This window comes from Microbacterium sp. NPDC064584 (assembly GCF_040687315.1).
Taxonomy (GTDB): Bacteria; Actinomycetota; Actinomycetes; order Actinomycetales; family Microbacteriaceae; genus Microbacterium; species Microbacterium lacus.
Genome location: NZ_JBFBMZ010000010.1, coordinates 41,782 through 67,533, shown reverse-complemented (window position 1 = coordinate 67,533; position 25,752 = coordinate 41,782). Strand labels below are relative to the sequence as shown.

The window sequence follows — 25,752 nt, the reverse complement described above, 5'->3', positions numbered from 1 at the left end:
AGGGTCGCTACAGACCCACCCACTCGGTCGTGCCCTCGGCGAGGTGCTGGCGCTTCCAGATCGGCGTGCGCTCTTTGACCAGATCCACGAGCCGGGCGCACACGGCGAACGCGTCCGCGCGGTGCGGGGAGGCGACGGCAGCGACCAGCGCGACGTCGCCGATCGTGAGGGCCCCGACCCGGTGGATCGCGGCGACGCGCAGCCCTGACTCCTGCGCGATCTCCCGGCACACCTCCGCGAGGAACTCCTCCGCCTGCGGGTGCGCCTCGTAGTCGAGCGCGTTCACCGCGGCGCCGTGGTCGTGATCGCGCACGACCCCCTCGAAGACCACGAGCGCTCCGTCCTGGGGTGTCGAGACGAACGCCTCGGCGGCCGCGCGGTCGATCGGGTCCGCCGTGATCGCGGCGAGGAAAGGCTCACTCATGTCCGCCCCCGGCGATCTGGTCGAACACGTGCGCCAGGAGCGGCTCGAGCACGGACAGCCCGTCACGGACACCGCCCGAGGACCCCGGCAGATCGACGATGAGCGTGCGCCCGGACAGCCCCGCCGTCGCCCGGCTGAGCGCTGCGGTCGGGACCTTGTCGCGCCCCGCGGCGCGGATCGCCTCCGCGATGCCGGGCAGCTCGAGATCGAGCAGGGCGCGCGTCGCCTCGGGGGTGCGATCCTGGGGGTGCAGGCCCGTGCCGCCCGTCACGAGCACGAGGTCGGGCGCGGCATCCACGAGTCCGCGGAGTCCGCGTGCGACATCGGCGTCCGCCACGACGACGGGCTCGCCCGCGTCGAACCCGCGCTCGCGCAGCCAGCCTGTGATGAGCGGTCCGGTCGTGTCGGTGCGTGCTCCGGCCGCAGCGCCGGTGGAGGAGACGAGCACCGCGGCCGTGCGGCCGGTGCCGATCGGATGCCGCTCCTCGGCATCCGTCGACGAATCGGCGTCGCGCGTCCACTGCCCGTTCTTGCCGCCCGACTTGCTCACGAGTCGGATCTCGCCGAGCACGACCCGCGGGTCCACCGCCTTGACCATGTCGTGGAGGGTGAGGCCCGCGATCGCGACCGCGGTGAGGGCCTCCATCTCCACCCCGGTGCGCGCGGTGACCGACACGGTCGCCTCGATCAGGACGGACGCGTCCTCGAAGGTGAAGTCGATGTTCACGGAGTCCAGCGGCAGGAGGTGGGCGAGCGGGATCAGCTCGCTGGTGCGCTTCGCACCCGCGATCCCCGCGATCCGGGCCGTGGCCAGCACGTCCGCCTTCGGCAGGTCGTCGGCGCGGATGAGCGCGATGACCTCTGCGGTCGTGCGCAGCCGGCCTGCCGCGCGGGCGACTCTGCGCGTGACCGCTTTCGCGCCGACGTCGATCATGCGGGCGCGGCCGTCCTCGTCGAGGTGGGTGAGGGAACTCATAGCTCCACGGTAGCCACGCTCGCGCCGGTCGGGAGCGCGGCGACGTCGGCCGGCACGTCGATCAGCACGTCCGCGGCGGCGAGCGCCGCGACCAGATGGGAGCCCGGCCCGGCGACGGTCTGCACGGCGCCGTCCGCGGTGAGCCGTCCGCGGAGGAACTGCCGACGACCCGGAGTGGACGTGAGCGCGGCGGCGAGCGGCCGCGCAGCGCGGACTGCGGGCGGCATCCCCGCGATCTCCCGCAGGAGCGGCGCGAGGAAGAGCGCGAAGCTCAGCTGGCTGCTCACGGGGTTGCCGGGGAAGCACACGACCGGCACGTCCCGATAGCGCCCGTGCGCCTGCGGCCCGCCGGGCTGCATGTCCACCGTCCCGACGGTCGCGCCGAGGGGCTCCAGCAGCTGCCGGACCGGCTCGTGGGCGCCCATCGAGATGCCGCCGCTCGTGATGACGAACTCGGCGCCGCGCGCGACCGCCTGATCGAGCACGCGCGCAAGGCGGCCGGGCTCGTCGCCGACGAGTTCGAGCGCGACCACCTCCGCGCCCAGGTCGGCCGCAGCGCTCGCGAGGGCGATCCCGTTCGCGTCGGGCAACCGGCCGCTGCCGAGGGGGTTCCCGGGGGCGACGAGCTCGTCGCCGGTGCTGATCACTGCGACGCGCACGCGCGAGCGCACGGCCACTTCGCTGAGGTTCGCCGCCGCGAGCGCGGCCAGGTGGCGCGGGGCGAGGCGTCGCCCGGCCGGAAGCAGCGCCGCGCCGCGGGGCAGGTCGGACCCGGCCTCCCGGACGAACTCGCCGATGGCGCGACCGCGCTGGATCTCGATGCCGCCGCCGACGCGCCGCGTGTCCTCCACCGGGACGACCGCGTCCGCACCCGACGGGACCGGCGCGCCGGTCATGATCGCGACGGCGGTCCCCGGCCGCAGAGGCTCCGGGTCGATCGCGCCGGCGGCGATCTCGCCGGCCAGCGGCAGTGTGACGGGCGCGTCCGACACATCGGCGGCCCGCACGGCGAACCCGTCCATCTGCGAGTTGCGGAAGGTCGGCAGGTCGATCGGGCTGCGCACCTCCTCCGCCGTCACCCGGCCGGCGGCCATCGCGATCGGGGAGAGCTCGGCGGGACGTTCGCCGAGCGAGGCGAGCAGGTCGCGGATGATGCGAGCGTATTCCTCGACGGGAATGCGATTCATGACGTTCCTCTCGGACGATTCAGTACCGGGGGAGGGTGGGGTCCACCGTGCGCGACCACGCGTCGATGCCCCCGGCGAGATGCCGGGCGCGGGTGAAGCCGGCCGCCCGCAGGCGGTCGAGCGCGCGTGCGGAGCGGACCCCGAGGTGGCAGTAGACGACGATCGCCTCCTCGCGGTCGAGCTCACCGAGCCGGTCCTCCAACTCGCCGAGGGGGATCAGCACGGCTCCCGGCAGGGCGGCGAGGGCGAATTCGTGCGGCTCCCGTACATCCAGCAGCACGGGAGCGTCGCTCGCGAGCAAAGCGGTGAGCTCACGCGCCGTGACCGCCGAATCGGATGCCGCACCCGTCGCCGGCGCGGGGGGAGCGGCATCCCGCGTCGGATCACGCTGGTACGCCAGTTCCTGCGTCGTGCCCGTCAGGCCGTCGAAGAGGAGGACCCGGCCGATCAGCGGGTCGCCGAGGCCCGTGAGGAGCTTGAGCGCCTCCGTCGCCATGAGTCCCCCGGTCACGGTGCAGACGGAGGGCAGGATGCCGGCGGTCTCGCACGTGTCGGCCTCCGCATCGGGGCCGTCCGGGAAGAGGTCGCGGTAATCCGTGCCGCCCCACGCGACACCGACCTGGCCCGACCAGCGCAGCGCGGAACCCCACACGAGCGGAATGCCGGCGGCGATCGCGGCGTCGTTCGCGGCGAAGCGGGTCTGGACCGTGTCCGATCCGTCGATCAGAAGGTCCGCGTCTTCGAGCAGCGCCGCGGCCGTGGCGGCGGTGAACAGGTCGCGACGGGGGAGAACCGTCGTGTCGGGGGACAGCGCGCGGAGGGTGTCCGCGGCGGAGTCGGCCTTCGGGCGGCCGAGGTCGGCGGGGGTGTGCAGCAGCTGGCGGTGCAGGTTCGTCTCGTCGACCAGATCGTCGTCGATCACGGTGATCGTCCCGACGCCGGCGGCGGCGATCACCGGGAGAACGGCGCTGCCGAGACCTCCGGCGCCGATCACCACGACCCGGGCCGCTGCGAGCCGCGCCTGTGCGGCCTCGCCGAACCCGGGCAGGATCCGCTGACGGGCGAAGCGGGTCGCGCGCGGGTCGGGGGAGGTGGCCATCCGGCGATTCTCGCACCTCCCGCGGCGGAGGGGCGCGCGCGCCGACCGCGGTGATCCGTCGGGTAGCGTCGAGGGATGACCGCGACCTCCCCCCTCGCGCGCGCCGCACGGTTCGCGCTCGCGGGTATCCTCGCCGCCGCGGGGGCCTCGCATCTGACCTGGGGGCGTCGCGGGTATCGGATCGTCGTGCCCGACTGGGCGGTGCGCGCGACCTCGATGGACAAGGACGCGATCGTCGTCGCCTCCGGAGCCGTCGAACTCGTGCTCGCGGGCGCGCTCGTCGCCCTGCCGCGGGAGCGCCGCACGATCGGCGTGCTGGTCGCGGCGTTCTTCGTCGCCGTGTTCCCGGGCAACGTCCACCAATGGCAGACCGGGCGCTCCGCACCGGGCCTGCGCACCGACCGCGCCCGCTTCGTCCGGCTGTTGCTGCAGCCGGTCCTGATCGCCTGGGCGATCTGGAGTACCCGTGGCCGCTGAATCCCGACTCACCCACCGGATCTTCGGCTACCCCGGTTCGGAGCGTCTCGTGGTGCTGATCGGTACGGGCGTCGGCGTCGCGATGGATCCGCTTCCCGCCGAGACCGCGGCGCGGAAGGTCACGGTCCTCGCGGTCGCCCTCGGCGAGGCGACGATGCTCGATCCGGGCGGGTACGGCGGCGAGACCCCCGCAGAGCAGACCGCCGACTGGCTCGTCGCCCTCACCCGGCAGACGCTCGCGGCGATGGAACCGACTGCCGCCCAGTCCGCCGGCGTCGTCGTGTACGGCCCGGCGATGGACGTCGCCGTGCGGGCAGCCGCTCTCCTGGGCGAGGAGGTCGACCGACTGGCACTCGTCGCCGTCGCGACCCCCGAGCAGCCCTTGGACCGCGACGACCTGGGCGAGCTCATCGGGCGCATCACCGCGGAGGCGCTGATCATCAACGACGACTCCGCCGCGGAATCGGCGTCATGGTACGCCGAGCGCCTCGCCTCAGCGCGGGTCGAGCTCGTCGCGGAGTCTCCTCCGCTGCCCTTGTCGGCGGTGTGGGGACGCGCGCTGTCGCACGTCGCGCCGCATGCGGGCCGATGAGCGGCAGACTGGTCCCATGACGACGACACCCCGCTCCACGCCCCTGCGCACGGCCGCCCGCTGGCTGCTCGGGGGTGCCATGGTGTTCGCCGGTCTCTCGCACCTGTTCTGGGCGCGACGGGAGTTCCAGGCTCAGGTGCCGGATTGGACCGGCAAAGTCCTCGACAAGGACGCCGTCGTGGTCGCCTCCGGCGTCGTCGAGGTCATGCTCGGGGGCGCTCTCGTCGCGCTGCCGCGTGAGCGCAGCCGCGTCGGTGCGATCCTCGCCGCCTTCTTCGTGGCGATCTTCCCCGGAAATCTCGAGCAGTACACGAAGGGCAAGAACGGCTTCGGTCTGACGGATGACCGCACGCGCCTGATCCGACTGTTCTTCCAGCCCGCGCTCGTCGCGGTCGCCCTCTGGAGCACGCGCGAACCCCGGCGCTGACACGCTCGATGTCGACGGCCCCTGCGAAGATGAGCGGATGCTGCTGCACGAGCTCGTGGTGACCACCGACGCCGTGACTGCGACGAGCTCGCGTCTGGCGAAGGTCGCGGCGCTGGCCGGTCTGCTCCGGCTCCTCGAGCCGGCCGAGATCGTCCCGGCGGTCGGCTTCCTGCTCGCGAGCCCGCGCCAGCAGACGCTCGGCGTGGGGTGGAAGACCCTGTCCGCCGTCTCCTCCGCGCACGCCGCGAGCCCGGTCCTCACGGTCGGAGAGGTCGACGAGGCATTCGATGCGCTCGCCTCGGCGGCCGGACCGGGCTCGGTCGCGACCCGACGCGCCGTCCTCGAGGACCTGGCCGGGCGTGCCACCGCGGCCGAATGGGACCTGCTGACCCGCATCATGCGCGGCGAACTGCGCACCGGCGCGCTGGAGGGCGTCCTGGTCGACGCGATCGCTCGGGCAGCCGGCGATCCCGTTTCCACGGTGCGACGGGCGGCGATGCTGTCGGGTGATCTCGGTGAGACCGCACGTCTCGCGCTCACCGGCGCCGACCTCGAGGCGGTGGGTCTGCGGGTGGGGCGGCCGGTGCTGCCGATGCTGGCCTCCACCGCGGGGTCGCCGACCGAAGCCCTCGCGAATGTGGCCGGCCCGGCATCCGTCGAATTCAAGCTCGACGGCGCCCGCATCCAGGTGCATCGGCAGGGTGAGGACGTGAAGGTCTTCACGCGCAACCTCGCCGACATCACGCGCCGCGTGCCCGAGATCGTCGAGGCGGTGCGGTCGATGCCGGTGGACGAGGCGATCCTCGATGGCGAGACGCTCTCGCTCGACGAGGACGGCGCGCCGCGCGCGTTCCAGGACACGATGGCGCGGTTCGGCTCCGAGGCGGTGAGCGACACGGCGCTCCGACCGTGGTTCTTCGACGTGCTGCACGTCGACGGACGCGACCTGATCGACGAGCCGCTGCACGTGCGACTGACCGAGCTGGAGCGCATCGCCGGGCCGTGGCGGGTCCCCGGCATCGTGACGGATGATCCCCAAGCTGCTGAACAGCTCTCCCGCGACGCGCTCGCCGCGGCGCACGAGGGCGTCGTGGTGAAGGCCGTCGACTCGGTGTACGCCGCGGGCCGCCGCGGCAAGAGCTGGGTGAAGGTCAAGCCGGTGCTCACGTACGACCTCGTCGTGCTGGGCGTGGAGTGGGGGTCCGGCCGCCGCGCGGGCCAGCTGTCGAACCTCCATCTCGGCGCGCGCGACGAGGACGGCGAATTCGGGCCCGCGGGCGGATACGTCATGGTGGGCAAGACCTTCAAGGGCCTGACCGATGAGCTGCTGCGCTGGCAGACCGCGCACTTCCCGACGATCGAGACCTCCCGCGACGGCTACGCGCTGTACGTGCGGCCCGAGACGGTCGTCGAGATCGCGATCGACGGGGTGCAGCGCTCGCCGCGGTATCCGGGCGGGCTCGCACTGCGATTCGCGCGGGTGAAGGGGTATCGGCCCGACAAGGCCGCCGGCGAGGCCGACACGATCCAGACGCTGCGGGCGCTGCTGCGCTGACGGCTCAGCGCGCCGTGGACACCGTCACGGTGAACTTGGCGTTGCGCGCCACCTGACGGGTGGGGCCGACCAGCCGCTCGAGCGCCGGTCGGTGCTGCTGCGCCGAGTTCCAGACCGCCCACAGCTCGCCGCCGGGAACGAGGACACGGCCGGCGTCCGCGAACAGCGGATCGGCGACCCCGCCGCGCGGCACAGCAGCGCCGGCATGGAACGGCGGATTCAGCACGATGAGCCGTGCGCTCCGCGACGACTGCATCGACAAACCCAGATCGCGCACGACCTCCACGCGGTCGGCCAGCCCGTTCGCCGCGACCGTGGCGCGGGCGGAGGCGACCGCAGCGGCGGAGCGATCCGTCGCGATCACGGGGAGCGACGGGTGCCGCGCAGCGAGCCACGTCGCGAGGACGCCCGTGCCGCATGCGAGGTCGATCACGGAACCTTCGGGCGGTCGCGGTTCGGCGAGCGGGTCGGCCGCGGTGAGCTGCTCGAGCAGGAACCGCGTGCCGATGTCGACCGCGGTGCCGGCGAACGCGCCGCCGAACGCGCATACGGCGAGCGGCCGGCTCAGCCCCGCGACGGCATGGTCGGCTCGCCGGGGCTGCGGGTCGGATCCGCCGAGCGGGGATCGCGCGATGAGGACACGGGACTTCTGCCGGGCGTGCGAGACGTCGAGTCGCGCGAAAGACCGCCGCAGCACGTCGTTCATCCCGAGGCTCATGTGCTTGATGCGTCCGCCCGCGAAGACGACGACATCGGGGGTGGCGTGCGCGGCGATCAGCGCCGCGACATCCTCGAGCGCGTCGAGGGCGCGGGGGAGGCGCAGAAGCACGACCCGGGCGTCGGCGACGAGGTCGGCATCCAGCGGCATCGCGCGCAGGTGCCCGCCCAAGCCCGCGGACTCGGCGTTCGCCGCGATCGCGCGCTCACCGGCGAGCGAGTCCTGATGCACGCGGATACCGGTGGCACCGGCATCCGCTGCCCCCAGGGTGAGCGCGCCGTACTCGTCGCCGATCACGACGATGCGGCCGGGCCCCGCCGCATTCCGCTCCGCCGCGGACTCGTCGAGGAGGAGACGGTCTGCCGCGTCCGACGCGGTCAGGTCCGGGGCGTCGGTGTCGGGGAAGCGCCGCAGGGCGTCGGGGGAGTAGGGCACCCCGCAAGTCTGGCCCACCTGCTCCTGCGCGAAAGGGCAGTTATGTCGGGCTGACACGGCGTGTCGCCCTACATAACTGCCCTCTCGCGAGCGGCGGTGCCGGGTCAGACCCGCATCGCACCGCCGGAGCGCAGCCGGGACAGCGCGTCGACGGTCGCGGCGAGGATCAGCACGCCACCGGTGACCAGCAGGTTGACGCCCGCCGGGAGGTTGAGCAGACCCAGGCCGTTCGTGATCACGGCGATCACGAGCGCACCGATCGCGGCGTGCATGAGCCGGCCGCGTCCGCCGAAGAGGCTGACGCCACCGACGACAGCCGCCGCCACACCGCTCAGCACGATGTCACGACCGACCGTCGCGTCCACCGATCCGACACGGGCGACGCTGAAGAGCATCGCCGCGACCGCGAGGGAGGAACAGATCACGAACGCCCACCACTTGATCCAGCGCACCTTGACGCCGGAGCGGCGCGCGGCCTCGGCGTTGCCGCCGATCGCGTAGACGTAGCGGCCGAACTTCGTGCGATCCAGGGCGAACGTTCCGATCCAGAGGATCAGCAGCACGACGGGCACGATGATCGGGACGCCGGCCACCTCGTTGACGGACTGCCCGCGGTTCTGGTTCAGCACGAACACGAAGATGCCGCCGAGCACCGCGATCACCGCGAGCTTGATGAACACGAGCGAGATCGCCCGGTTCGGGACGCCGGCCTTCGTGCGACGGGCGCGGTCCCAGAAGGACGTTCCGGCCGAGATCGCGAGGATGACGACGAGCATGACCCAGCCCGCCCAGACCGGCAGGTTGCCGTTCTGCAGCGCGATCAGCTCGGGGACCTCGATGCGGAACAGGCCACCGGGGCCGATGATCACGAGCGCGAGTCCCTGGTAACCCAGGAACAGGCCCAGGGTCACGACGAACGACGGGATGCCGACCCTCGCGACGAAGAAACCGATCAGCGCACCGGTGAGGAAGCCGAAACCGAAACCGGCCAGGAGCGCGATCGGCCACGGGATGCCGAACTGGGCGTTCAGCACGACGAACAGTGCCATGCCCACGCCGCCGGTGACACCGGCGGACAGGTCGATCTCGCCGAGCAGCAGCACGAACACCAGGGCCATGCCGAGGACGACGAGCGGAGCGGCCTGGTTCAGCAGGTTCGCGAAATTGCGCTCGGTGAGGAAGAACGGGCTCAGGATCGTGAAGAGCAGGCTCAGCACGATGAGTCCGCCGACGGCGGGGAGGGCGCCCATGTCGCCACCGCGGACGCGCTGCCACCACGCCCTGATCTGGTCGCCGAGGCCGCCTTCGACACCGCTGCCGATCAGGTCGCTGGCGACCGGGTTGGGGGCCGCGTTGGTCGTGGTGCCGCTCACTCTGCGCCTCCGGTGCTGATGTTGGTGGTGCCGATGAGCTCCACGCCCATCGTCTTGGTACCCGTGATGTAGCCGACGACGTCGTCGCGGGTGGTGTCGGCGACGTTGATCTGCGCGACCATCTGGCCGAGGTACAGCACAGCGATGTCGTCGGCCACCTCGAACACGTCGGCCAGGTTGTGGCTGATGATCACGACGGCGACGCCCTGCTCGGACAGCCGCTTGACGAGGTTGAGGACCTGCTCGGTCTGGGCGACACCCAGGGCGGCCGTGGGCTCGTCGAGGATGACCACGCGGGCCTTCTTGAGCACCGCGCGGGCGATCGCGACGGTCTGACGCTGGCCGCCGGAGAGAGAGGAGACCTTCTGGCGGACCGACTTCACGGTGCGCACCGACAGGCCGCGCAGCGTGTCGGAGGCCTCCTTCTCCATCCGTCCCTCGTCGAACGTTCCGAACGTGAGCTCCTCGCGACCGAGGAACATGTTCTGCACGATGTCGAGGTTGTCGCACAGCGCGAGGTCCTGGTAGACGACCTCGATGCCGAGGGCGGCGGCATCGCGCGGAGCGTTCAGGTCGCGGTGCTGCCCATCGATGAGCACCTCGCCTTCGTCGTAGGGCTGGACGCCGGCGAGCCCCTTGATCAGGGTCGACTTTCCGGCGCCGTTGTCGCCGACCAGGGCGGTGACCTTGCCGGGATAGACCTTCAGGTCCACCCCTTTCAGGACGCTCACCGGGCCGAACGACTTCTTGACGCCGACCAGTTGGATGATCGGCTCATTCGAGGGAACAGTGTCTGACATGCTCGCTTCCTTGCGGGTTCGGGGAGGTACGCGTCGAGGACGCCGCGCTGTTTCGGGCGCGGCGCCCTCGATGCGGGTGACTCGTGCTTACGGTGCGACGACGCCGTACTGCTCGCACGCGGCGGCGACGTCGGGGGTGCAGACATCGTCGTAGGCGGCGTCACCGGCGGCGACGACGTCCTTGACCTGCTCCGGGCCGACCAGGACCGGCGTGACCTGGATGTACGGCGTACCGTCGTCCAGCTTCGCGTCCGCGGTGACGTCCTCGCCGCTCAGCAGAGCGATCGCGACGTCGACGGCAGCCGTGGCCTCATCCGCGACCGGCTTGTAGACCGTGGCGGTCTGCCAGCCGAGCAGGATGTTCTGCAGACCGGCGACGTTCGCGTCCTGGCCCGAGACCGCAACACCCTTGAGGTTGTTGTCCTGGAGGACCTTGATGACACCGGCGGCGTTCGTGTCGTTGGCCGCCCACACGCCGTCGACCTGACCGCCGAGCGAGGTCAGCGCCTGCTCGAAGTTGGTCTGCGACTTGGCCTGGTCCCAGGCCCCCGGGGGTTCGGCAGCCGGAACGATACCGGCGGCTTCCATGACCTCGACCGCGCCGTCGTGGAACATCGCGGCGTTTCCGTCCGTCGGGTCTCCACCGATGTAGACGACCTTCGCGGCGGCCGGGTCGACGCCCTTGGCCTCGAGGCCGTCGAGCACCGTCTGGCCCTGCAGGCGGCCGACCTCGACGTTGTCGAAGGACACGTAGTAGTCCGCGCCCGAGAAGGGACGGTCGTACGCGATCACCGGGATGCCCTCGGCCTTGGCCTTGGTGGCCACGGCCTCCGCGGCGCCCTGGTAGTCCACGAGCAGCATCACGCCGCAGCCCTGGGTGAGCTGCTGGTCGGCGATCGTCGAGTACTTGTTGACGTCACCCTGAGCGTTCTGGATGTCGACCTCGAAGCCGGCGCCCTCCAGACCCTCCTGGAGGTACTTGCGGTCGAAGTTCTCCCAGCGCGGCGAGGACGCCGCGTCCGGAAGGATGACGCACGCGCGGCCCGCTGCGTCGCCTCCACCCGCGCTGCTCTCGCTGGGCGTGCCGCCGCTCGAGCCGGAACACCCGGCCAGGAGCAGCGCGGCAGCACCCGTGAGGGCGGCCACGGAGAGGATTGAAGACTTCTTCATCTTTCGCCTTTCGTCTTTGAATATGCGTACGCCGGACCCCCAGGGGAACGGACGCGTTCGTCGCTAACAGCGATACTCCTGGCATCCGTCCTTGGCGTCAAGACATGAACGTAACGCTTTTGCAACGGCACTTTCGGATTCGCGCCGTGAACGCATAACGTCAGGCGCGACCGACGGCGGTGCGCTTCCTGCGGGACAGCGAGTCGACCGTGACGGCCAGGACGAGCACGATTCCGGTGATCATGAAGATCACGGACGAGTCGAGGTTCAGCAGCGTCAGGCCGGACGAGATCGACTGGATGACGAAGATGCCCAGGAGCGCCGCGAACGCCGTGCCCCGGCCGCCGAACAGGCTCGCACCGCCGATGACGGCGGCGGCGATCGCGTTGAGGTTCACATCCCCGGTCCCCGAACTCTGGTTCGCCGACGCGAGGCGGGCGGCGGCCAGCACGCCGCCGACGGCGGCGAGGGTGGAGCACAGCATGAACACCGAGATGTAGATGCGGTCGACGCGGATGCCGGCACGCCGGGACGCATCAACGGATCCACCCACCGCATACACGGCTCGACCCCAGCGCGTGCGGGTGAGCGCGATGTCGAGGATCACCACGAGCACGAGGAAGAACAGGAACATGACACCCACACCGCGGGACAGATTCAGGTACCACGCGGCCACGAGCAGGAACGCCAGCAGGGCGCCGGTGCGCACCCCGATCTCGACGTAGGACTGGCTCACAAGGTTCGCTGCGCTGCGCTGCGCGGCGCGGCGCAACCGGATCCAGGCGTACGCCGCCGCCGTCGCGCCGGCGACGAAGTAGGACGCCCACGCCGGCAGGTACCACTGCTGGGCGAACTGGACGATCCACGAATCGAACGGCAGGCCGATCGACCCCGTGTCGCCGAGGATCCACAGCTGCAGGCCGAGGAAGCCGAGGAGCCCGGCGAGAGTGATCACGAAGCTCGGAAGACCGAAGCGCGTGTAGAGGAAGCCGTACAGCAGGCCCACGAGCGCGCCGGCGGCGATCGCCGCGGCGATCGCGAGAACGGGGTTCCACTGCAGCTGCACGAAGCTGACCGCGAGGATCGCCGCGGCGAGCCCGGACACCGAACCGACCGAGAGATCGATCTCGCCGACGAGGAGCACCAGGACGATACCCAGCGCGATCGTGCCGATCGCCGCGCACTGCATCGTGAGGTTCACCAGGTTCGTGCTGGAGAGGAACACGGGGTTCAGTGCTTGGAAGATCGCCCAGATCACGACGAGACCGATGATCACCGGGAGCGAGCCCAGATCGCCGCCGCGGATGCGGTTCAGCAGGGACTCCGCCGCCGAGCGCATGCCGTCCGCGGTGAAAAGCCCGCCCTCGCTCTCCAGCTGGGGTGCGAGGTCTTTGCCGGCGTTCATCGCTCACTCCGTCCGCGGCGACGCGCGTCGCGGTCGTTCAGCGGGATGACCTTCGGATCGGCGGGCCGGTCGGACGGGCGGTCGGCCGCCCGCCGTGCGACCGCATTGTCCACCGCGCCGGTGATCGCGGCGATGAGCGTCTCGCTCGTGACGTCCGCGATGTTGTAGACGCCGTTGTTGCGGCCCAGGCGCAGCACGACGACCCGATCGGCGACCGCCATCACGTCCGCCATGCTGTGGCTCACGAGCACGACGCCGTGCCCGCGTTCCCGCAGGCGCTCGATGAGATTCAGGACCTCCGCGGTCTGCGCGACGCCGAGGGCGGCGGTGGGCTCGTCCAGGATCACGATGCGCGGGTCGCCGATGAGCGAGCGTGCGATCGCGACGGTCTGGCGCTGTCCGCCGGAGAGCGAGGCGACCGGAATGCGCACGGACGGGATCTTCGCCGAGAGCTCGCGAAGGAGCGTCCACGTCTGCTGCTCCATGTCGACTTCGTCCAGCATCCGCCCGTTTCTGAGTTCGCGCCCGAGCCACAGGTTCGCCACGACGTCGAGGTTGTCGCACAGCGCGAGGTCCTGGAACACCGTCGCGATCCCGAGCTCCTGCGCGTCCGCGGGGCTCCCGATCTCAACCGGGTCGCCGTCGTACTCGATCGCGCCGGAATCGGGGGAGTAGACGCCGGAGAGGAGCTTGACGAGCGTGGACTTGCCGGCGCCGTTGTCGCCGATCAGGGCGACCACCTCGCCCTCGTTCACCCAGAAGTCCACGTCCGTGAGCGCCTTCACGGCCCCGAAGCGCTTGTTGATCGCCCGGACGGTGAGCACGCGCTCCCGCGAGCGCCCCGGTCGCGCCGGCGTCATCGACATAGAGGTCATGCTCTCACTTCGCGGCGCCACGGGCGCCTCACATCGATCATCGGATGCCGGCCGCGTCGCACGCGGCCGCCAGGGCGGGGGTGCAGATGTCCTCGACGCTCCAGAATCCGTCCGCGATCACGGTCTCGGCGATGTTGTCCACGGTCACGGCCACCGGCTCGAGGAGGGTCGACGGTGTGCCCTGGATCTCCAGCGGCGCCTCGATCTGCTCGCCGCGGATGAGCGCGACGGCGACGTCGGCGGCGCGCTCGGCCTGCGGGCGGATCGCCTTGTACACCGTCATCTGCTGGTCTCCGGTGAGGAGGCGCTGGATCGCGGACAGCTCGGCATCCTGCCCTGTCACGACGGGGAAGGGCTCGACGTTGGCCGCTTTCAGCGCCGAGATCGCCCCGCCGGCGACGCCGTCGTTCGCGGCGTAGACACCCACGATCTCATCGCCGTACTGGGCGATCTGACCGGCGACCCACTCCTGCGCCTTCTCCGGACTCCACCCCGGGGTGTCGTACGCGGCGAGGACGCGCAGATCGCTGCTCTGGATCACTTCGGTCGCACCCGCCTTGAACTGCGCGGCATTGCTGTCGGTCGGAGACCCGTTCACCATGAGGACGCCGCCGGAGCCGCGTCCGTCTTCGTCGAGCGCCCGCACGAACTCCGTCGCCTGGAGGTCGCCCACGAGCTCGTTGTCGAACGAGATGTAGTAGGCGAGGTCGCCGCCGGCGATCAGTCTGTCGTAGGAGATCACCGGCACATTCTGCGCATTCGCGGACAGCACGATGCTGACGGCAGCCTGCGTGTCGAACGCGTCGAGCACGAGCACGTCGGCGCCGGCCGCGAGGGCGGACTCGGCCTGCTGCTGCTGCTTGGTCGCGTCGCCGTCGGCGTTCGAGTAGAGCACCTCGTAATCGCCCAGCTCCGCCACACGGGCCTCGAAGATCGGCCGGTCGAACGTCTCGTAGCGGGCGGTCTTCGCGTCCGGCAGCAGGAGTGCGATCGTCCCGGCCCCGTCGTCCGGCGCCGTGCCACCCGTGCACGCCGCGAGCGAGCCGGCGAGGATCGCGCCGGTGATCACCACCATGCCCGTGCGGGAGAGGCGCTTCATCGGACCCCTTCTTCGGGTGCGACCCGGATGCGGTCCGGGCGGGAGGGAAACGGGATGTCGAGCCTACGCCGAGAACGGCACGGCTTCGGCATCCACTGTGACGTGATCCAGCGCGATCGTGATCGCGCCGCGCGTCTCGGCCCATCCGCCGAACGTCGCGCCGACGATCTCGGGCAGTCCGTCCGCCGAGGCGAGTGCGGTGCGCTCGAGCGAGTGGCGCATCGGGGCCATCAGGATCTCGCCCGCCTCGCCGAGTTCGCCACCGACGATGATGAGCTCCGGGTCGAACAGATTGCACAGGCTCGCCGCGGCGATGCCGATGTGCCGTCCGGCGTCGGCGATCACCCGGCGGGAACTGCCGTCACCGGCATCCGATGCCTGAATGAGGTCCCGGAGACGCTGCATGCCCTCGCTCGGGGGGAAGAGCGAAAGCAGGGCGGGGCCGCCCGCGTACGTCTCGAGGCAACCGCGGTTGCTGCAGCGGCACATCGGACCGTTCTCGTCGATCGTGACGTGGCCGATCTGACCCGCTTTGCCGTTCACGCCGCGGAAGAGGTCGCCGCCGACGATGAGTCCGGCGCTGATCGTGTGGCCGACCCGGATGAACACCGACGACGACGCATTCCGACCGGCGCCTTCGCGGGCTTCGGCGAGTCCCGCGAGATTCGCCTCGCTGTCGACGAACACGGGGCGCCCGATGCGGGCGGTGAGGCTTTCGGCGACGTCGACGCCCTCCCAGCCGCGGAGGAGGCCCGGGGTGGAGACCATCCCGGTGCGCGGATCGATGGGTGCGGGCAGTGCGAGGCCCACGGCGAGCAGGTCGCTGACGGTACCGCCCAGGGTCTCCATCATGTCGCCGAGGAGGATGCTGAGACGGTCGAGTTCGGCGTCGTGCCGGTGATCGAGCGCGAGCGGCAGCGATGTCTGCGTGATCACGGTGCGTGTGGCGTCGGCGATCGCGATGTGCAGCTGGCGAGAGCTGAAGTGGACGCCGGCGACGAGACCCAGCTGGCGGGCGAGGGAGACCAGGGTCGCACGGCGTCCGCTGCGAGAAGTGATCGAGGTGTGCAGCAGACCCGAAGCGGTGAGCTCCTTGACGATGTTGGACACGGTGGCAGGCGAGAGGCCGGTGCTGCCGGCCAACTCCACTTGCGTCAGTCGCCCATGTCTTTTGAGCGACTCGACGAGCCGGGCTCGGTTGGCTTCACGGAGTGAAGTCTGCGAGCCGGGCGGGGCGATGCGTCCTACCACGATCGACACTGTACCGGACGCCCTCCCGGCCGTCCCGTCCCGGTGGTCCTCTTTGCCCCGAGATGGTCCCCTTTGCCCCGAGATGGTCCCTCTTGCACCGAGATGGTCCCTCTTGCCCCGAGGTGGTCCCTTTTCCGCCGAGATGGTGGGCACCATCTCGGCGGGAAACCCACCACCTCGCGGGGAAACCCACCACCTCGCGGGAAGAACAACCACCTCGGGGGAAGAGCCACCATGTCGGCGGGGCCGGGGCCGGGGCCGGGCGGGGGGCAGGACGAAGCCCCCGCCACCTTCCGGTGACGGGGGCCCGGTCAGGCGAGCGGATGCCGGTCAGACGCGATCAGCCACGCGCTCGGCCTCGGCGCGCCGCGCATCGTCGATGCGATCGAGCTCGTGCAGCGACGAGCCCTTGGTCTCGCGCATGGAGACCACAGCGACGAGGGACACCGCCGCAGCGACCGCCAGGTACACCGCGACCGGGAAACTTGATTCAGGTTTCAAGGGGTTACTCCCGCAGACGCACCAGCCGCTCGTGTCCCGTCTCCTCCAGCTCGGCGATGGACTCGCGACCCTTGAGGAAGTCAGAGAAGGACCGGTAGCCGAGCGCCTTCTCGCTGAAGGACGGATCCATGCGTCGCATGTGGGTCTTCACCGCCGAGCTGTGCAGCCACTCGGCGTCGTCGTCCTTGTCGCGGCCGAGTCGCAGCGCGCGCTCCAGGAGGCGCGTCGCGACGTCCTGCGGATCCTCCGCGGGCTCGTCGGATGCCGGCTCCTCGGTCGCCGCGGCGGCCACGGAGCTCGAGGTCGCGCGCCGGTTCGTCCGCCGCGCCGGCGCGACCGGCTCGGGTGCCTGGAAGAGGGGTGCCACGACGTCGGCCGTCGCCTGCGCGCTCGCCTTCTCGGGGCTCGCCGGCTCGTCCGCCGCCGGAGTCTCCTTCGCCGGCTGCTTCTTCGAGCCGCGCCCGCCCCGGGTGCGGGCAGGGGTCTCCGCCGGCGTCTCGGCGGCGACCGGGGCCGCGGATTCGGCCTCGGCGGCCTCGTCGGCGGCGGGTGTGCTGCTCTTCCCGCGCGAACCGCTGCCACGGCCGGTCGCTCTGCCGCCGGCATCCCGCGTCGATGTGCTCCGCACCGGCCGCGGCACGCCCGGCAGGGAGTCGTAGGCCTCGAACTCGTCGCACGCCGCCGCGAGGGATTTCGCCGTGGACCCCGCGACGCCCACGCCGACGACGTAGCGGCCCAGGCGCCGGCAGCGCTGCGCGAGTGGCACGTAATCGGAGTCGCCCGCAACGATCACGACATGCGTGAGGTCGGGGAGCCGGAACATGTCTTCGACGGCATCCACCGCGAGGCGGATGTCGGCGCCGTTCTTCGCGTACGCCGCGGCGGGGAAGAGCTGTACGAGATCGACCGCGCGGGCGACGAGCTGGCTGCGGTAGACCGCGTTCACGGGCGACGACCAGTCGGCGTAGGCGCGCGTCAGGACGAGAGTGCCCAGCGACGCGGCGTAGTCGATGATCGCGCCGACGTCGATCGTCGCCGCCGCGAGGCGTTCGGCGATCTCGGGATCTTCGGGTGTCTCGATGATCCGCTGACGGTCGCGCCCGTACGAGTTCCGGCCGTGCACCCGGTCGTACCAGGAGATGACGATGTTGTCGAAGTCGAGGTAGACGGCGACGCGTGAATTCTGGGAGTCGGGCATCCTCCCAGTGTGACAGGCCCGCCCGGCGCGGCGTGCGGGCGCGGTGCTCAGGCCTCGCCCGGGTAGCGCAGTCCGATCTGCCGGCGCACTTCGTCGAGGGTGTCCATGATCGCGACGGTCTCGGACAGCGGCAGGATGTCGCTGTCGTTCGCGCCCGAGGCGACGTAGCGCTCGGCGGCCAGCGCCTGGAACTGCATGCCGCGGCCCTCGATGTCGGATTCGAACGACTCCCGCACGGTGCCGTCGGGCGAGACGAGACGGAACGACGTCGGGGTGTACCAGACGCGGTCGATGTCGATCCGGGCCTCCGTGCCGATGATGCTCGCGGTGTTGGGGCCGGCGGCGTGCGACGCGGACAGCGACGTCGAGACAGCGCCGCGCTCGTGCGTGAAGATCGTCGCCACTTCGTCGTCCACGCCGGTGGCCCCGAGGTTCGCGGCGGCGGTGACGGAGGTCGGAGCGCCGAGGATGTCCCACGCGAACGAGATGGGGTAGATGCCGAGGTCCAGCAGGGCGCCGCCGCCGAGGGCGATGTCGTTCAGCCGGTGGGCGGGGTCGGTCGAGATCTTCTGGGTGTGGTCGGCGGTCAGCGCACGGATGTCGCCGAGCGCACCCTCCTGCACGAGCTCGCGCACGCGGAGCATGTGCGGGAGGTATCGCGTCCACATCGCCTCCATCGCGAGGAGACCGGTACGTCGGGCGACGTCCTGCACCCGTGCCGCCTCGGCGCCGTTCAGGGTGAACGGCTTCTCGACGAGGACGTGCTTGCCGTTCTCCAGCGCGAGGATCGCGTTGTCGGCGTGCATCGGGTGCGGCGTGGACACGTACACGATGTCGACATCGGGATCCGAGACGAGGTCCGCGTACGACGAGTGCACGCGGGGGATGTCGAACTCCCGCGAGAAACGCTCGCCCGACTCCGCCGAGCGCGAGCCGACGGCGGTGAGCGTCAAACCCGCCGTCCGCAGGTCGCTCGCGAAAGCGTGGGCGATGCCGCCCGTGGCAAGGATTCCCCAGCGCAGTCCAGTCATCCCTCGAGCGTAGCGAGCGCAGCGCCCAGATCGGCGATCACGTCGGCCGGATCCTCCAGGCCGATCGACAGGCGGAGCGTCGTGGGCGAGATCCCGGCTTCGGCGAGCTGCTCCGCGGTCAAGTGGCTGTGCGTCATGGAGGCGGGATGCGCGATCAGGCTCCGCGCGTCGCCGATGTTGGCGACGAGACGCACGATCCGCAGCGCCGCGATGAGGCGCTCGATGCGGTCGAAATCGGCGAGGGGGTCCCCGGAGGAGGCGACGTCGAAGGAGAAGACGGATGCCGCACCCCGCGGCAGGTATTCTTTCGCGCGCTCGTGCCACGGGCTCGAAGCCAGGCCCGGGTGGCTGACGCGCGTGACCGCGGGGTGCTCGGCGAGGAATGCGGCGACCGCGAGGCCGCTCGCGCTGTGCCGCTGCATGCGCAGGTCGAGCGTCTCCAGGCCCTGGAGCAGTTGGAAGGCGTTGAACGCCGACAGCGACGGACCCAGGTCGTGGACGTATTTCGTCTTGACCAGCGCGATGAAGGGCGACCCGGTTCCGCCGAAGCGCTCGACAAGACTCCCGCCCGCGACGCGCCGGTAGGGGAGCGCGAGTTGAGGCCAGCGCTCGGGGTCGGCACCGAAGTCGAACGTGCCGAGGTCGACGATCACGCCGCCGAGAGAGGTCCCGTGGCCGCCGAGGTACTTCGTCGCCGAGTGCACGACGATGTCCGCGCCGAAGTCCTTCGCGCGTTGCAGATAGGGCGTGGCCACGGTGTGGTCGATCACGAGCGGCACGCCCGCGTCGCGGGCGATCGCGGCGACGGCGCGGACGTCGAGCACCTGCGCGTTGGGGTTCGTGATCGACTCCGCGAACAGTGCGCGCGTGGTCGGGCGGACGGCCGCCGACCAGGCCGCGATGTCGTCCTGATCGACGAAGTCGACCTCGATGCCCCAGTCGGCGAACGTGTCCTGCAGCAGATCGACCGTGCCGCCGTACAGCTGACGCGCGGCCACGATGTGCTCGCCCTGCCTGGCGAGCGCGAGCAGCGCGAGGGCGACCGCCGCCTGGCCCGAGGCGACGGCCGCTGCGGCGACCCCGCCCTCGAGTGCCGCGATGCGCTGTTCGAACACGAGTACGGTCGGGTTCGCCGCGCGGCTGTAGATGTTGCCCTCGCGTCGGAGCGCGAACAGGTCGCGGGCTTCGCTGAGCGAGGCGAACTCGAACGCGTTGGACTGATGGATCGGGGGGACGGCCGTGTTCTCGGCCTGGGCGGGAACGTAACCCGCCTGCACCTGAGCCGTCGCGAAGGACCGGGAGACCTCGGACATGTCCCCATCATCCCGGGGCTCCACCGCCGCCGCATCGGCGTGTGTCGAACTGTTGCACGGAGCGGGTCGGGCTCGCGGGCGCGGACAATGGAGGGATGTCGCTGCTGATCAGCCCCGCAGAACTCGCCGCCCTCCTCGCCGGCGCGGCGCGCGTCGTCGTCCTGGACGTGCGGTGGCGCCTCGATCGACCCGACGGCCGACCCGAGTATCTGACCGGACACATCCCCGGCGCCGTATGGGTGGACCTCGAGCGCGAGCTCTCGACGCACGGCGATCCGGCCGAGGGCCGGCATCCGCTGCCCGCACGGGATGAGCTGCAGGTCGCCGCGCGGCGATGGGGCCTGCGTGAGGGCGACACGGTCGTCGTGTACGACGACGCGAACGCGCTCCCCGCCTCCCGCGCGTGGTGGCTCCTCACCGGGAGTGGCGTGGCGGACGTGCGGCTCTTGGACGGAGGACTGCAGGCGTGGGCGGATGCGGGACTCCCGCTGCAGACCGGTGAGGTGACGCCCGAACCGGGCTCGATCGTCCTCACGCAGCTCGCGCATCCCGTGCTGTCCACCGATGAAGCCGCGACGTGGCCGGGGAGCGGGATCCTGCTCGACGTCCGCGCGCCGGAGCGCTACCGAGGCGAGAACGAGCCGATCGACCCGGTCGCCGGGCACATCCCGGGGGCTCGCAACCTGCCGATCGCGACGCTGCTCGAGTCCGGTCGGTTCCGTGACGCCGAGGTGCTGCGCGACGCGTTCGCCGCGGTGGGCGCCGTTGCGGGTGCGCGGGTCGCGGCGTACTGCGGATCGGGCATCACCGCGGCCCAGACGGCCCTCGCCGGAGTCCTCGCCGGGGTCGAGGTCGCGGTGTACCCGGGTTCGTGGAGCGCGTGGTCGAACACCCCCGGTCGGCCGGTCGCGACCGGGGACTGACCGCGGCTACGGCAGCAGCGTGATCTTGCCGTCCGTGCCCGACTCCAGAGCGCGGTGGGCCTGCGTCGCATCGGCGAGCGCGAAGGACGGGCCGAGCTCCACCGAGAACCGCCCGGCGGCCATCAGGGCGATCGCGACCGGCACGGCCTCGCGCCGCCACTCCAGCTGCCGCGGGCTGAGTCCCTCCGGGCTGCCGCCCGAGAACGCCCGGATGCCGAAGGAGCCGGCATCCCGACCACGCACGATCGTCGCGATGCGATCGCGGTCGGCGACGAGCTCGAGCGACGTCTGGATCGCCTCATCGGTGCCCGCGGCGTCCAGGGCGACGGTGATCCCGTCGGGTGCGGCGTCGCGCACCCGTTCGGCGAGCCCTTCGCCGTAGGCGACGGGCGTCGCGCCGAGCCCGCGCACACGGTCGAACCGCCGCGGGGACGCCGTCGCGATCACCCGCGCTCCCCACAGCACGGCGAGCTGGATCGCAGCCTGGCCGACCGCGCCGGACCCGGCGTGGATCAGCAGGGTGTCGGAAGGTCCGACCGCGAGCGAACGTAGCGACTGATACGCCGTGCCGACCGGGATGCCGATCGCAGCGCCTTCGGCGGCGCTCACCTCGGGCGGCCGCGGCTGCGTGTTCGCGGCATCCACGACGACCTCGTCCGCGTATGTGCCGCTTGCGTCGAACAGGACCACAGCGTCGCCGACCCGGAATCCCTCCGCACCCTCACCGACGGAGGTGACGATGCCCGCGGCGTCCGAGCCGGTCCGGCGCGGCTCGGAGATCTCGCCCGAGGGTCGGAGGCCGCTGCGCAGCTTTCCGTCGATCGGGTTCACCCCGGCGGCCTCGATGCGGACGGCGAGCTGGCCCGGCCCCGGGTCCGAGGCCGGCACGTCGGTCAGGGTGAGCACGTCGGGTCCGCCGAACGCGCTGTAGGTGATCGCTCTGGTCATCACGGGCCTTTCTGAGAGGGCGGCGAGTCGGCGTCGCGGAGGGACTTCTGGATGCGCTGCAACGAGACGGGCTCGGCGGTGCCGAGGTGCTGCGCGAACAGGCTCACCCGATACTCCTCCAGCAGCCAGCGGGTGCGCACGATCGGTGCGGGCGCGTCGGCGGGGACCGGGATCGTCCCGCCCGCCTCGGCGAATGCGGCGGCCGCGCGCTCGAACTCGGTCATGCGCTGCCGGTCTCGTCCGGGGTTATCGGCGAGGCTCTGCACGCGCTCGGTCGCCCCACGCAGGTAGCGCGGGACGTGAGCGAGGCGTGCCAACCCGATGCGCGAGACGAAGCCGGGGAAGACGAGACCTGCCAGCTGGCTCTTGACGTCGCCGAGCGCTCCGAGCAGGGTGAGCGAGTTCTGTGCGCGGAGCGCCCGTTCGCCCTCGCGGGCGGCGGTGAGGATCCGCGTGGCGAGCGAGACCGCCTCGAACGTCTCCGTGACGACTGCGCTCGAGAACGCATCGCGGACGCGCTCGAAGTCTTCCCGTGTGCGCACGGGCCCGCCGGCTGTCCGGTCGAGCACGGCGTCGGCGACCGCGAGCCGGGCGTCTTCGATGAGCGCTTTCGCGGACGGATAGGGGGATGCCGCCAGGGCGAGCTTCTCGGTCGAGGTCAGGTGCTCCAGCACATAGGTCGCGGGTGACGCCACGGCGAGCAGCATGAGGCGACGGACCCCGGCGCGGGTGGCCCGGGCGGCCGCCTCGGCGGTCGCCTCCACGCGCACCGTGACACTGGTTCCGGCATCCACCACCGCCGGATAGCCGCGCACGACGCCGCCCGCGACTTTCGTGTCCACGACGTCGGGCAGATCGCCGAAGTCCCAGTCGGTGACGCCGGTGCGCTCAGCCGCCCACGCTGCGCCGCCGCTCGGCGCGTTCGACGCCGCGGGCCCCGGGGGATCGGGACGTACGCGTGCGGTCGCCCGCGCGACCGAGGTGCGCGCGCGGTCGGCGAACCGTGCCTGGAGGGCGGGGAGGTCGCGCCCCGATCCGACCGTTCGCCCGCGTTCGTCGACGACGCGGAAGGAGACCTGCAGATGGGCGGGGACGCGGTCGAGCTCGAAGTCCGCCGCGGTGACGGGTTGGTTCGCGATCGGCTGGATCCGCGTCGCGAGCGCCGCGCGCAGTGCGACCGGAGGCAGGCCGCCGTGCGACTCCGGCCCCTGGCCATCGAGTTCTTCGGAGAAGCGCGCGGCCCAGTCCGCCGCCGGGACGACGTGCCGGCGGATGTGCTTGGGCAGGGCGCGCAGCAGCGCGGTGATCATCTCGTCCCGCATGCCCGGGACCTGCCAGTCGAACCCGTCCGGGCGGATCTGGGCGAGGAGGGCGAGCGGCACGACGGCGCTCACCCCGTCGTCCTCGGCGCCCGGTTCGAAGCGGTAGGCGAGCGTCAGCACCTGGTCGCCCTGCCGCCAGCGTGCGGGGAAGGCCCGTTCGTCGGTGCGTGCGGCGTCTTCGAGGAGGTCTGCCTCGGTCATGTCGAGGAGCCGGGGCGTCCGGGAAGCAGCATCCCGCCACCACTTCTCGAAGGAGCGCGCATCGAAGACGTCGCGGGGGATCCGCGCGGCGTAGAACGCGTACACGGCCTCGTCGCCGACCAGGATGTCGCGGCGGCGCTCCCGCTCCTCGATCTTCTCGAGCCGCCGCCGCAGTTCGAGGTTGCGGCGTTCGAACGCGGTGAGGCGCTTGTCCAGCGCCGTGGAGTCCCAGTCGCCGTCGACGAGCGCGTGGCGCACGAACAGCTCACGGGCCAGCGGGCGGTCGAAGCGCGCGAGCTGGGCGCGACGGCGGGGGATGATCTCGACCCCGAACAGCGTCACTTTCTCGTAGACGGATGCCGCTCCCGCCGCCTTCGACCAGTGCGGTTCGCTGAGCTGGCGCTTGACGAGATCGGGGGCGAGGGACTCGGCCCACGCCGGGTCGATCGCCGCGACCGTGCGCGCGAACAGACGCGACGTCTCGACGAGTTCGGCCGCCATCACGGCGGCCGGACGGCGTTTGCGCAACCCAGACCCGGGGAAGATCGCGAACTTCGTGCCGCGGGCGCCGAGGTATTCCGCGAGCGGCTGCCGTCGTCCCTCGGCGGGGGCTTTGGCGCCCGCCGCCTTCGCGGCGGCGCGCTGGTCCAGGATGCCGATGTGCGAGAGGAGGCCGGACATGATCGCCCGGTGCAGGTCGTCGGGGTCCGCCGGGCTCTCCGGTCCGGCGTCCCGCCGCGGCGCCCCGACGAGCGTGCGCAGCTGGCGGTGCACGTCGACCCATTCGCGCACGCGCACGTAGTTGAGATGCTCCGCGCGACACAAGCGCCGGAAGGCGCTCGAGCCGAGCGCCGCCTGCTGCTCCTGGAGGTGGTTCCACAGGTTCAGCAGGCTGAGGAAGTCGCTCGTGGGATCCGTGAAGCGCGCGTGCAGACGATCCGCCTCCTCGCGCCGCTCTTCGGGCCGCTCGCGGACGTCCTGGATCGACATGCCTGCGACGATGGCGAGCACGTCGCGCTGCACTCCCGCGCGTTTCGCCTCGATCAGCATGCGCGCGAAGCGCGGATCGATCGGCAGCCGCGAGATCTCGCGGCCGACGTCGGTGAGCCGTGCGGTGCCGCCGTCGCCGCGGGCGGGAGCCTGGACTGCGCCGAGCTCGAGGAGCAGGTCGACCGCCGCCTTGACACCGCGCGAGTCCGGCGGAGTGAGGAAGGGGAAGGCGCTGATCTCGCCGAAGCCGAGCGAGAGCATCTGCAGGATGACGGACGCCAGGCTCGTCCGCAGGATCTCGGGTTCGGTGAACAGCGGACGCCGGTCGAAGTCGTCCTCGGAGTACAGGCGGATCGCGATACCCGGCGCGGTGCGGCCCGCGCGGCCGGACCGCTGCTGCGCGGACGCCTGCGATATCGCCTCGATCGGGAGCTGCTGGATCTTCGTGCGGTTGCTGTAGCGCGAGATGCGCGCGGTGCCGGTGTCGATCACGTACCGGATGCCGGGCACGGTCAGACTCGTCTCGGCCACGTTCGTGGCCAGGATGACCCGGCGGCGGACCCCGGCGACCGCGGATCGCTCGAAAACGCGGTGCTGTTCGGCGGCGCTCAGGCGGCCGTAAAGGGGGAGGACCTCGGTCGGGGCGGCGTCCTTCGCGTACATGCCCCGGACGGCATCCGTGGCGTCCCGGATCTCGGCCTCGCCGGGAAGGAACACGAGCACGTCGCCGGGAGCTTCACGATCGAGCTCGGCGAGGGCGGAGGTGATGCCGTCGACGTCGTCCTCGGTGGCCGCCTCGGGTCCGCGGTAGCGGATCTCGACCGGATAAGTGCGGCCGGACACTTCGATGATCGGCGCGGGCTGCCCCTCGGCATCCGCGAAGTGCGCCGCGAAGCTCTGCGGATCGATCGTCGCGCTCGTGATGATGACCCGCAGATCGGGCCGCTTCGGCAGGATCTGGGTCAGATACCCGATCAGGAAGTCGACGTTGAGGGATCGCTCGTGCGCTTCGTCGACGATGATCGTGTCGTACCGGCGCAAGAGGCGGTCGCGGTGGATCTCGTTGAGCAGGATGCCGTCGGTCATGAGCGCGATGCGCGTGTCGTCCTGCACCTTGTCGGTGAAGCGCACCTTGTACCCGACGGTGGTGCCGAGGGGCACATCGAGCTCATCCGCGATGCGCTCGGCGATCGTGCGCGCGGCGATCCTGCGTGGCTGGGTGTGGGCGATGCGGGTCCGCCCGAGCTCGAGGCAGATCTTCGGCAGCTGCGTCGTCTTGCCCGACCCCGTGGCCCCCGCCACGATCACGACCTGATGGTCGCGGATCGCACGTGCGATGTCGTCCCGTGCGGCGCTGACGGGCAGCTCCGGGGGATAGGAGATCACGGGTTCCGGTGCGGACATAGCCTTCCATCGTATCGATTCGCGTCCCGCTCCTGCCCGACTGCTCCTCGCGAGAGGG

General features: G+C 71.3%; 23 protein-coding genes. 5 read left to right on the top strand and 18 right to left on the bottom strand.

All coding sequences use genetic code 11. The features are described 5' to 3' along the window. Window positions 1–7: 7 nt before the first annotated feature. The 4 genes from AB0P18_RS14005 to AB0P18_RS13990 are packed head-to-tail and all read right to left on the bottom strand — an operon-like array spanning window position 8 to window position 3,686. Complete coding sequence (locus AB0P18_RS14005; RefSeq protein WP_363360540.1) at window positions 8–424, bottom strand: molybdenum cofactor biosynthesis protein MoaE; 417 nt, start codon at window positions 422–424, stop codon at window positions 8–10. Then, a complete protein-coding gene (gene moaCB, locus AB0P18_RS14000) occupies window positions 417–1,400 on the bottom strand; it encodes a bifunctional molybdenum cofactor biosynthesis protein MoaC/MoaB (protein WP_363360539.1) in 984 nt (327 codons plus the stop codon). Before moaCB ends, AB0P18_RS14005 begins: the two co-directional genes overlap by 8 nt. Further along, window positions 1,397–2,587 carry a gephyrin-like molybdotransferase Glp gene (gene glp / locus AB0P18_RS13995; protein WP_363360538.1) on the bottom strand — a complete coding sequence of 397 codons (1,191 nt, stop codon included), beginning with the start codon at window positions 2,585–2,587 and terminating at the stop codon, window positions 1,397–1,399. The genes moaCB and glp overlap by 4 nt, the downstream gene beginning before the upstream one ends. A gap of 19 nt (window positions 2,588–2,606) precedes the next feature. After that, on the bottom strand, window positions 2,607–3,686 hold the full coding sequence (locus AB0P18_RS13990; protein ID WP_363360537.1) for a ThiF family adenylyltransferase: 1,080 nt from the start codon (window positions 3,684–3,686) through the stop codon (window positions 2,607–2,609). 75 nt (window positions 3,687–3,761) lie between these two features. On the opposite strand from AB0P18_RS13990, the gene AB0P18_RS13985 reads away from it, so the two are divergent. From AB0P18_RS13985 to AB0P18_RS13970, 4 genes are read left to right on the top strand one after another with little or no spacing between them, the layout of a single operon-like run. Further along, complete coding sequence (locus AB0P18_RS13985) at window positions 3,762–4,163, top strand: hypothetical protein (protein ID WP_363360536.1); 402 nt, start codon at window positions 3,762–3,764, stop codon at window positions 4,161–4,163. After that, entirely contained in the window at window positions 4,153–4,755 is a 603-nt protein-coding gene (locus tag AB0P18_RS13980; RefSeq protein ID WP_363360535.1) for a hypothetical protein, read from the top strand. The genes AB0P18_RS13985 and AB0P18_RS13980 overlap by 11 nt, the downstream gene beginning before the upstream one ends. Window positions 4,756–4,771: 16 nt before the next feature. After that, window positions 4,772–5,182: a hypothetical protein gene (locus tag AB0P18_RS13975; RefSeq protein ID WP_363360534.1), complete on the top strand. Its 411-nt coding sequence runs from the start codon at window positions 4,772–4,774 to the stop codon at window positions 5,180–5,182. Window positions 5,183–5,219: 37 nt separating this feature from the next. Continuing rightward, window positions 5,220–6,737, top strand: coding sequence for an ATP-dependent DNA ligase (locus AB0P18_RS13970; RefSeq protein WP_363360533.1), 1,518 nt, complete (start codon window positions 5,220–5,222; stop codon window positions 6,735–6,737). A gap of 4 nt (window positions 6,738–6,741) precedes the next feature. On the opposite strand, the gene AB0P18_RS13965 is transcribed toward AB0P18_RS13970, so the two are convergent. From AB0P18_RS13965 to AB0P18_RS13910, 12 genes are all read right to left on the bottom strand, one after another. Next, on the bottom strand, window positions 6,742–7,890 hold the full coding sequence (locus AB0P18_RS13965) for a methyltransferase (RefSeq protein ID WP_363360532.1): 1,149 nt from the start codon (window positions 7,888–7,890) through the stop codon (window positions 6,742–6,744). Window positions 7,891–7,994: 104 nt separating this feature from the next. Then, a complete protein-coding gene (locus AB0P18_RS13960) occupies window positions 7,995–9,263 on the bottom strand; it encodes an ABC transporter permease (protein WP_363360531.1) in 1,269 nt (422 codons plus the stop codon). Beyond that, entirely contained in the window at window positions 9,260–10,063 is an 804-nt protein-coding gene (locus AB0P18_RS13955) for an ATP-binding cassette domain-containing protein (RefSeq protein WP_363360530.1), read from the bottom strand. Before AB0P18_RS13955 ends, AB0P18_RS13960 begins: the two co-directional genes overlap by 4 nt. A gap of 87 nt (window positions 10,064–10,150) precedes the next feature. After that, window positions 10,151–11,233, bottom strand: a complete 1,083-nt coding sequence (locus AB0P18_RS13950) for a substrate-binding domain-containing protein (protein ID WP_363360529.1) — start codon at window positions 11,231–11,233, stop codon at window positions 10,151–10,153. A 160-nt stretch (window positions 11,234–11,393) separates the two neighbouring features. Beyond that, window positions 11,394–12,572 (bottom strand): sugar ABC transporter permease, encoded by a 1,179-nt coding sequence (locus AB0P18_RS13945; protein ID WP_363360638.1) that lies wholly within the window; start codon window positions 12,570–12,572, stop codon window positions 11,394–11,396. A 62-nt stretch (window positions 12,573–12,634) separates the two neighbouring features. Then, window positions 12,635–13,504 (bottom strand): ATP-binding cassette domain-containing protein, encoded by an 870-nt coding sequence (locus AB0P18_RS13940; protein ID WP_344054662.1) that lies wholly within the window; start codon window positions 13,502–13,504, stop codon window positions 12,635–12,637. 46 nt (window positions 13,505–13,550) lie between these two features. Further along, window positions 13,551–14,612, bottom strand: a complete 1,062-nt coding sequence (locus tag AB0P18_RS13935) for a substrate-binding domain-containing protein (protein ID WP_344054660.1) — start codon at window positions 14,610–14,612, stop codon at window positions 13,551–13,553. A gap of 63 nt (window positions 14,613–14,675) precedes the next feature. Continuing rightward, window positions 14,676–15,863, bottom strand: a complete 1,188-nt coding sequence (locus AB0P18_RS13930; protein WP_344054658.1) for an ROK family transcriptional regulator — start codon at window positions 15,861–15,863, stop codon at window positions 14,676–14,678. A 330-nt stretch (window positions 15,864–16,193) separates the two neighbouring features. Further along, entirely contained in the window at window positions 16,194–16,364 is a 171-nt protein-coding gene (locus AB0P18_RS13925) for a hypothetical protein (RefSeq protein ID WP_363360528.1), read from the bottom strand. A 4-nt stretch (window positions 16,365–16,368) separates the two neighbouring features. Continuing rightward, window positions 16,369–17,562 carry an NYN domain-containing protein gene (locus tag AB0P18_RS13920; protein ID WP_363360527.1) on the bottom strand — a complete coding sequence of 398 codons (1,194 nt, stop codon included), beginning with the start codon at window positions 17,560–17,562 and terminating at the stop codon, window positions 16,369–16,371. 47 nt (window positions 17,563–17,609) lie between these two features. Further along, the gene (locus tag AB0P18_RS13915; protein ID WP_363360525.1) at window positions 17,610–18,593 is read right to left on the bottom strand and encodes a Gfo/Idh/MocA family oxidoreductase; all 984 of its coding nucleotides are present in this window, start codon (window positions 18,591–18,593) and stop codon (window positions 17,610–17,612) included. Then, window positions 18,590–19,906: a PLP-dependent transferase gene (locus AB0P18_RS13910; RefSeq protein WP_363360524.1), complete on the bottom strand. Its 1,317-nt coding sequence runs from the start codon at window positions 19,904–19,906 to the stop codon at window positions 18,590–18,592. Before AB0P18_RS13910 ends, AB0P18_RS13915 begins: the two co-directional genes overlap by 4 nt. A gap of 95 nt (window positions 19,907–20,001) precedes the next feature. On the opposite strand from AB0P18_RS13910, the gene AB0P18_RS13905 reads away from it, so the two are divergent. Further along, window positions 20,002–20,829 (top strand): sulfurtransferase, encoded by an 828-nt coding sequence (locus tag AB0P18_RS13905; protein WP_363360523.1) that lies wholly within the window; start codon window positions 20,002–20,004, stop codon window positions 20,827–20,829. 6 nt (window positions 20,830–20,835) lie between these two features. On the opposite strand, the gene AB0P18_RS13900 is transcribed toward AB0P18_RS13905, so the two are convergent. Both AB0P18_RS13900 and hrpA read right to left on the bottom strand, forming a co-directional pair. Further along, window positions 20,836–21,777: an NADP-dependent oxidoreductase gene (locus AB0P18_RS13900; RefSeq protein WP_363360522.1), complete on the bottom strand. Its 942-nt coding sequence runs from the start codon at window positions 21,775–21,777 to the stop codon at window positions 20,836–20,838. Next, a complete protein-coding gene (gene hrpA / locus AB0P18_RS13895; protein ID WP_363360521.1) occupies window positions 21,777–25,694 on the bottom strand; it encodes an ATP-dependent RNA helicase HrpA in 3,918 nt (1,305 codons plus the stop codon). The genes AB0P18_RS13900 and hrpA overlap by 1 nt, the downstream gene beginning before the upstream one ends. Window positions 25,695–25,752: the final 58 nt, after the last annotated feature.

Bases quoted from the DNA above. Each gene is read 5' to 3' on its own strand.
- AB0P18_RS13950 (WP_363360529.1), bottom strand. From the start codon at position 11,233: ATGAAGAAGTCTTCAATCCTCTCCGTGGCCGCCCTCACGGGTGCTGCC.
- AB0P18_RS14005 (WP_363360540.1), bottom strand. From the start codon at position 424: ATGAGTGAGCCTTTCCTCGCCGCGATCACGGCGGACCCGATCGACCGC.
- AB0P18_RS13975 (WP_363360534.1), top strand. From the start codon at position 4,772: ATGACGACGACACCCCGCTCCACGCCCCTGCGCACGGCCGCCCGCTGG.
- hrpA (WP_363360521.1), bottom strand. From the start codon at position 25,694: ATGTCCGCACCGGAACCCGTGATCTCCTATCCCCCGGAGCTGCCCGTC.
- AB0P18_RS13990 (WP_363360537.1), bottom strand. From the start codon at position 3,686: ATGGCCACCTCCCCCGACCCGCGCGCGACCCGCTTCGCCCGTCAGCGG.
- AB0P18_RS13920 (WP_363360527.1), bottom strand. From the start codon at position 17,562: ATGCCCGACTCCCAGAATTCACGCGTCGCCGTCTACCTCGACTTCGAC.
- glp (WP_363360538.1), bottom strand. From the start codon at position 2,587: ATGAATCGCATTCCCGTCGAGGAATACGCTCGCATCATCCGCGACCTG.
- AB0P18_RS13955 (WP_363360530.1), bottom strand. From the start codon at position 10,063: ATGTCAGACACTGTTCCCTCGAATGAGCCGATCATCCAACTGGTCGGC.
- AB0P18_RS13905 (WP_363360523.1), top strand. From the start codon at position 20,002: ATGTCGCTGCTGATCAGCCCCGCAGAACTCGCCGCCCTCCTCGCCGGC.
- AB0P18_RS13970 (WP_363360533.1), top strand. From the start codon at position 5,220: ATGCTGCTGCACGAGCTCGTGGTGACCACCGACGCCGTGACTGCGACG.
- AB0P18_RS13915 (WP_363360525.1), bottom strand. From the start codon at position 18,593: ATGACTGGACTGCGCTGGGGAATCCTTGCCACGGGCGGCATCGCCCAC.
- AB0P18_RS13935 (WP_344054660.1), bottom strand. From the start codon at position 14,612: ATGAAGCGCCTCTCCCGCACGGGCATGGTGGTGATCACCGGCGCGATC.
- AB0P18_RS13985 (WP_363360536.1), top strand. From the start codon at position 3,762: ATGACCGCGACCTCCCCCCTCGCGCGCGCCGCACGGTTCGCGCTCGCG.
- moaCB (WP_363360539.1), bottom strand. From the start codon at position 1,400: ATGAGTTCCCTCACCCACCTCGACGAGGACGGCCGCGCCCGCATGATC.
- AB0P18_RS13910 (WP_363360524.1), bottom strand. From the start codon at position 19,906: ATGTCCGAGGTCTCCCGGTCCTTCGCGACGGCTCAGGTGCAGGCGGGT.
- AB0P18_RS13940 (WP_344054662.1), bottom strand. From the start codon at position 13,504: ATGTCGATGACGCCGGCGCGACCGGGGCGCTCGCGGGAGCGCGTGCTC.
- AB0P18_RS13900 (WP_363360522.1), bottom strand. From the start codon at position 21,777: ATGACCAGAGCGATCACCTACAGCGCGTTCGGCGGACCCGACGTGCTC.
- AB0P18_RS13945 (WP_363360638.1), bottom strand. From the start codon at position 12,572: ATGCGCTCGGCGGCGGAGTCCCTGCTGAACCGCATCCGCGGCGGCGAT.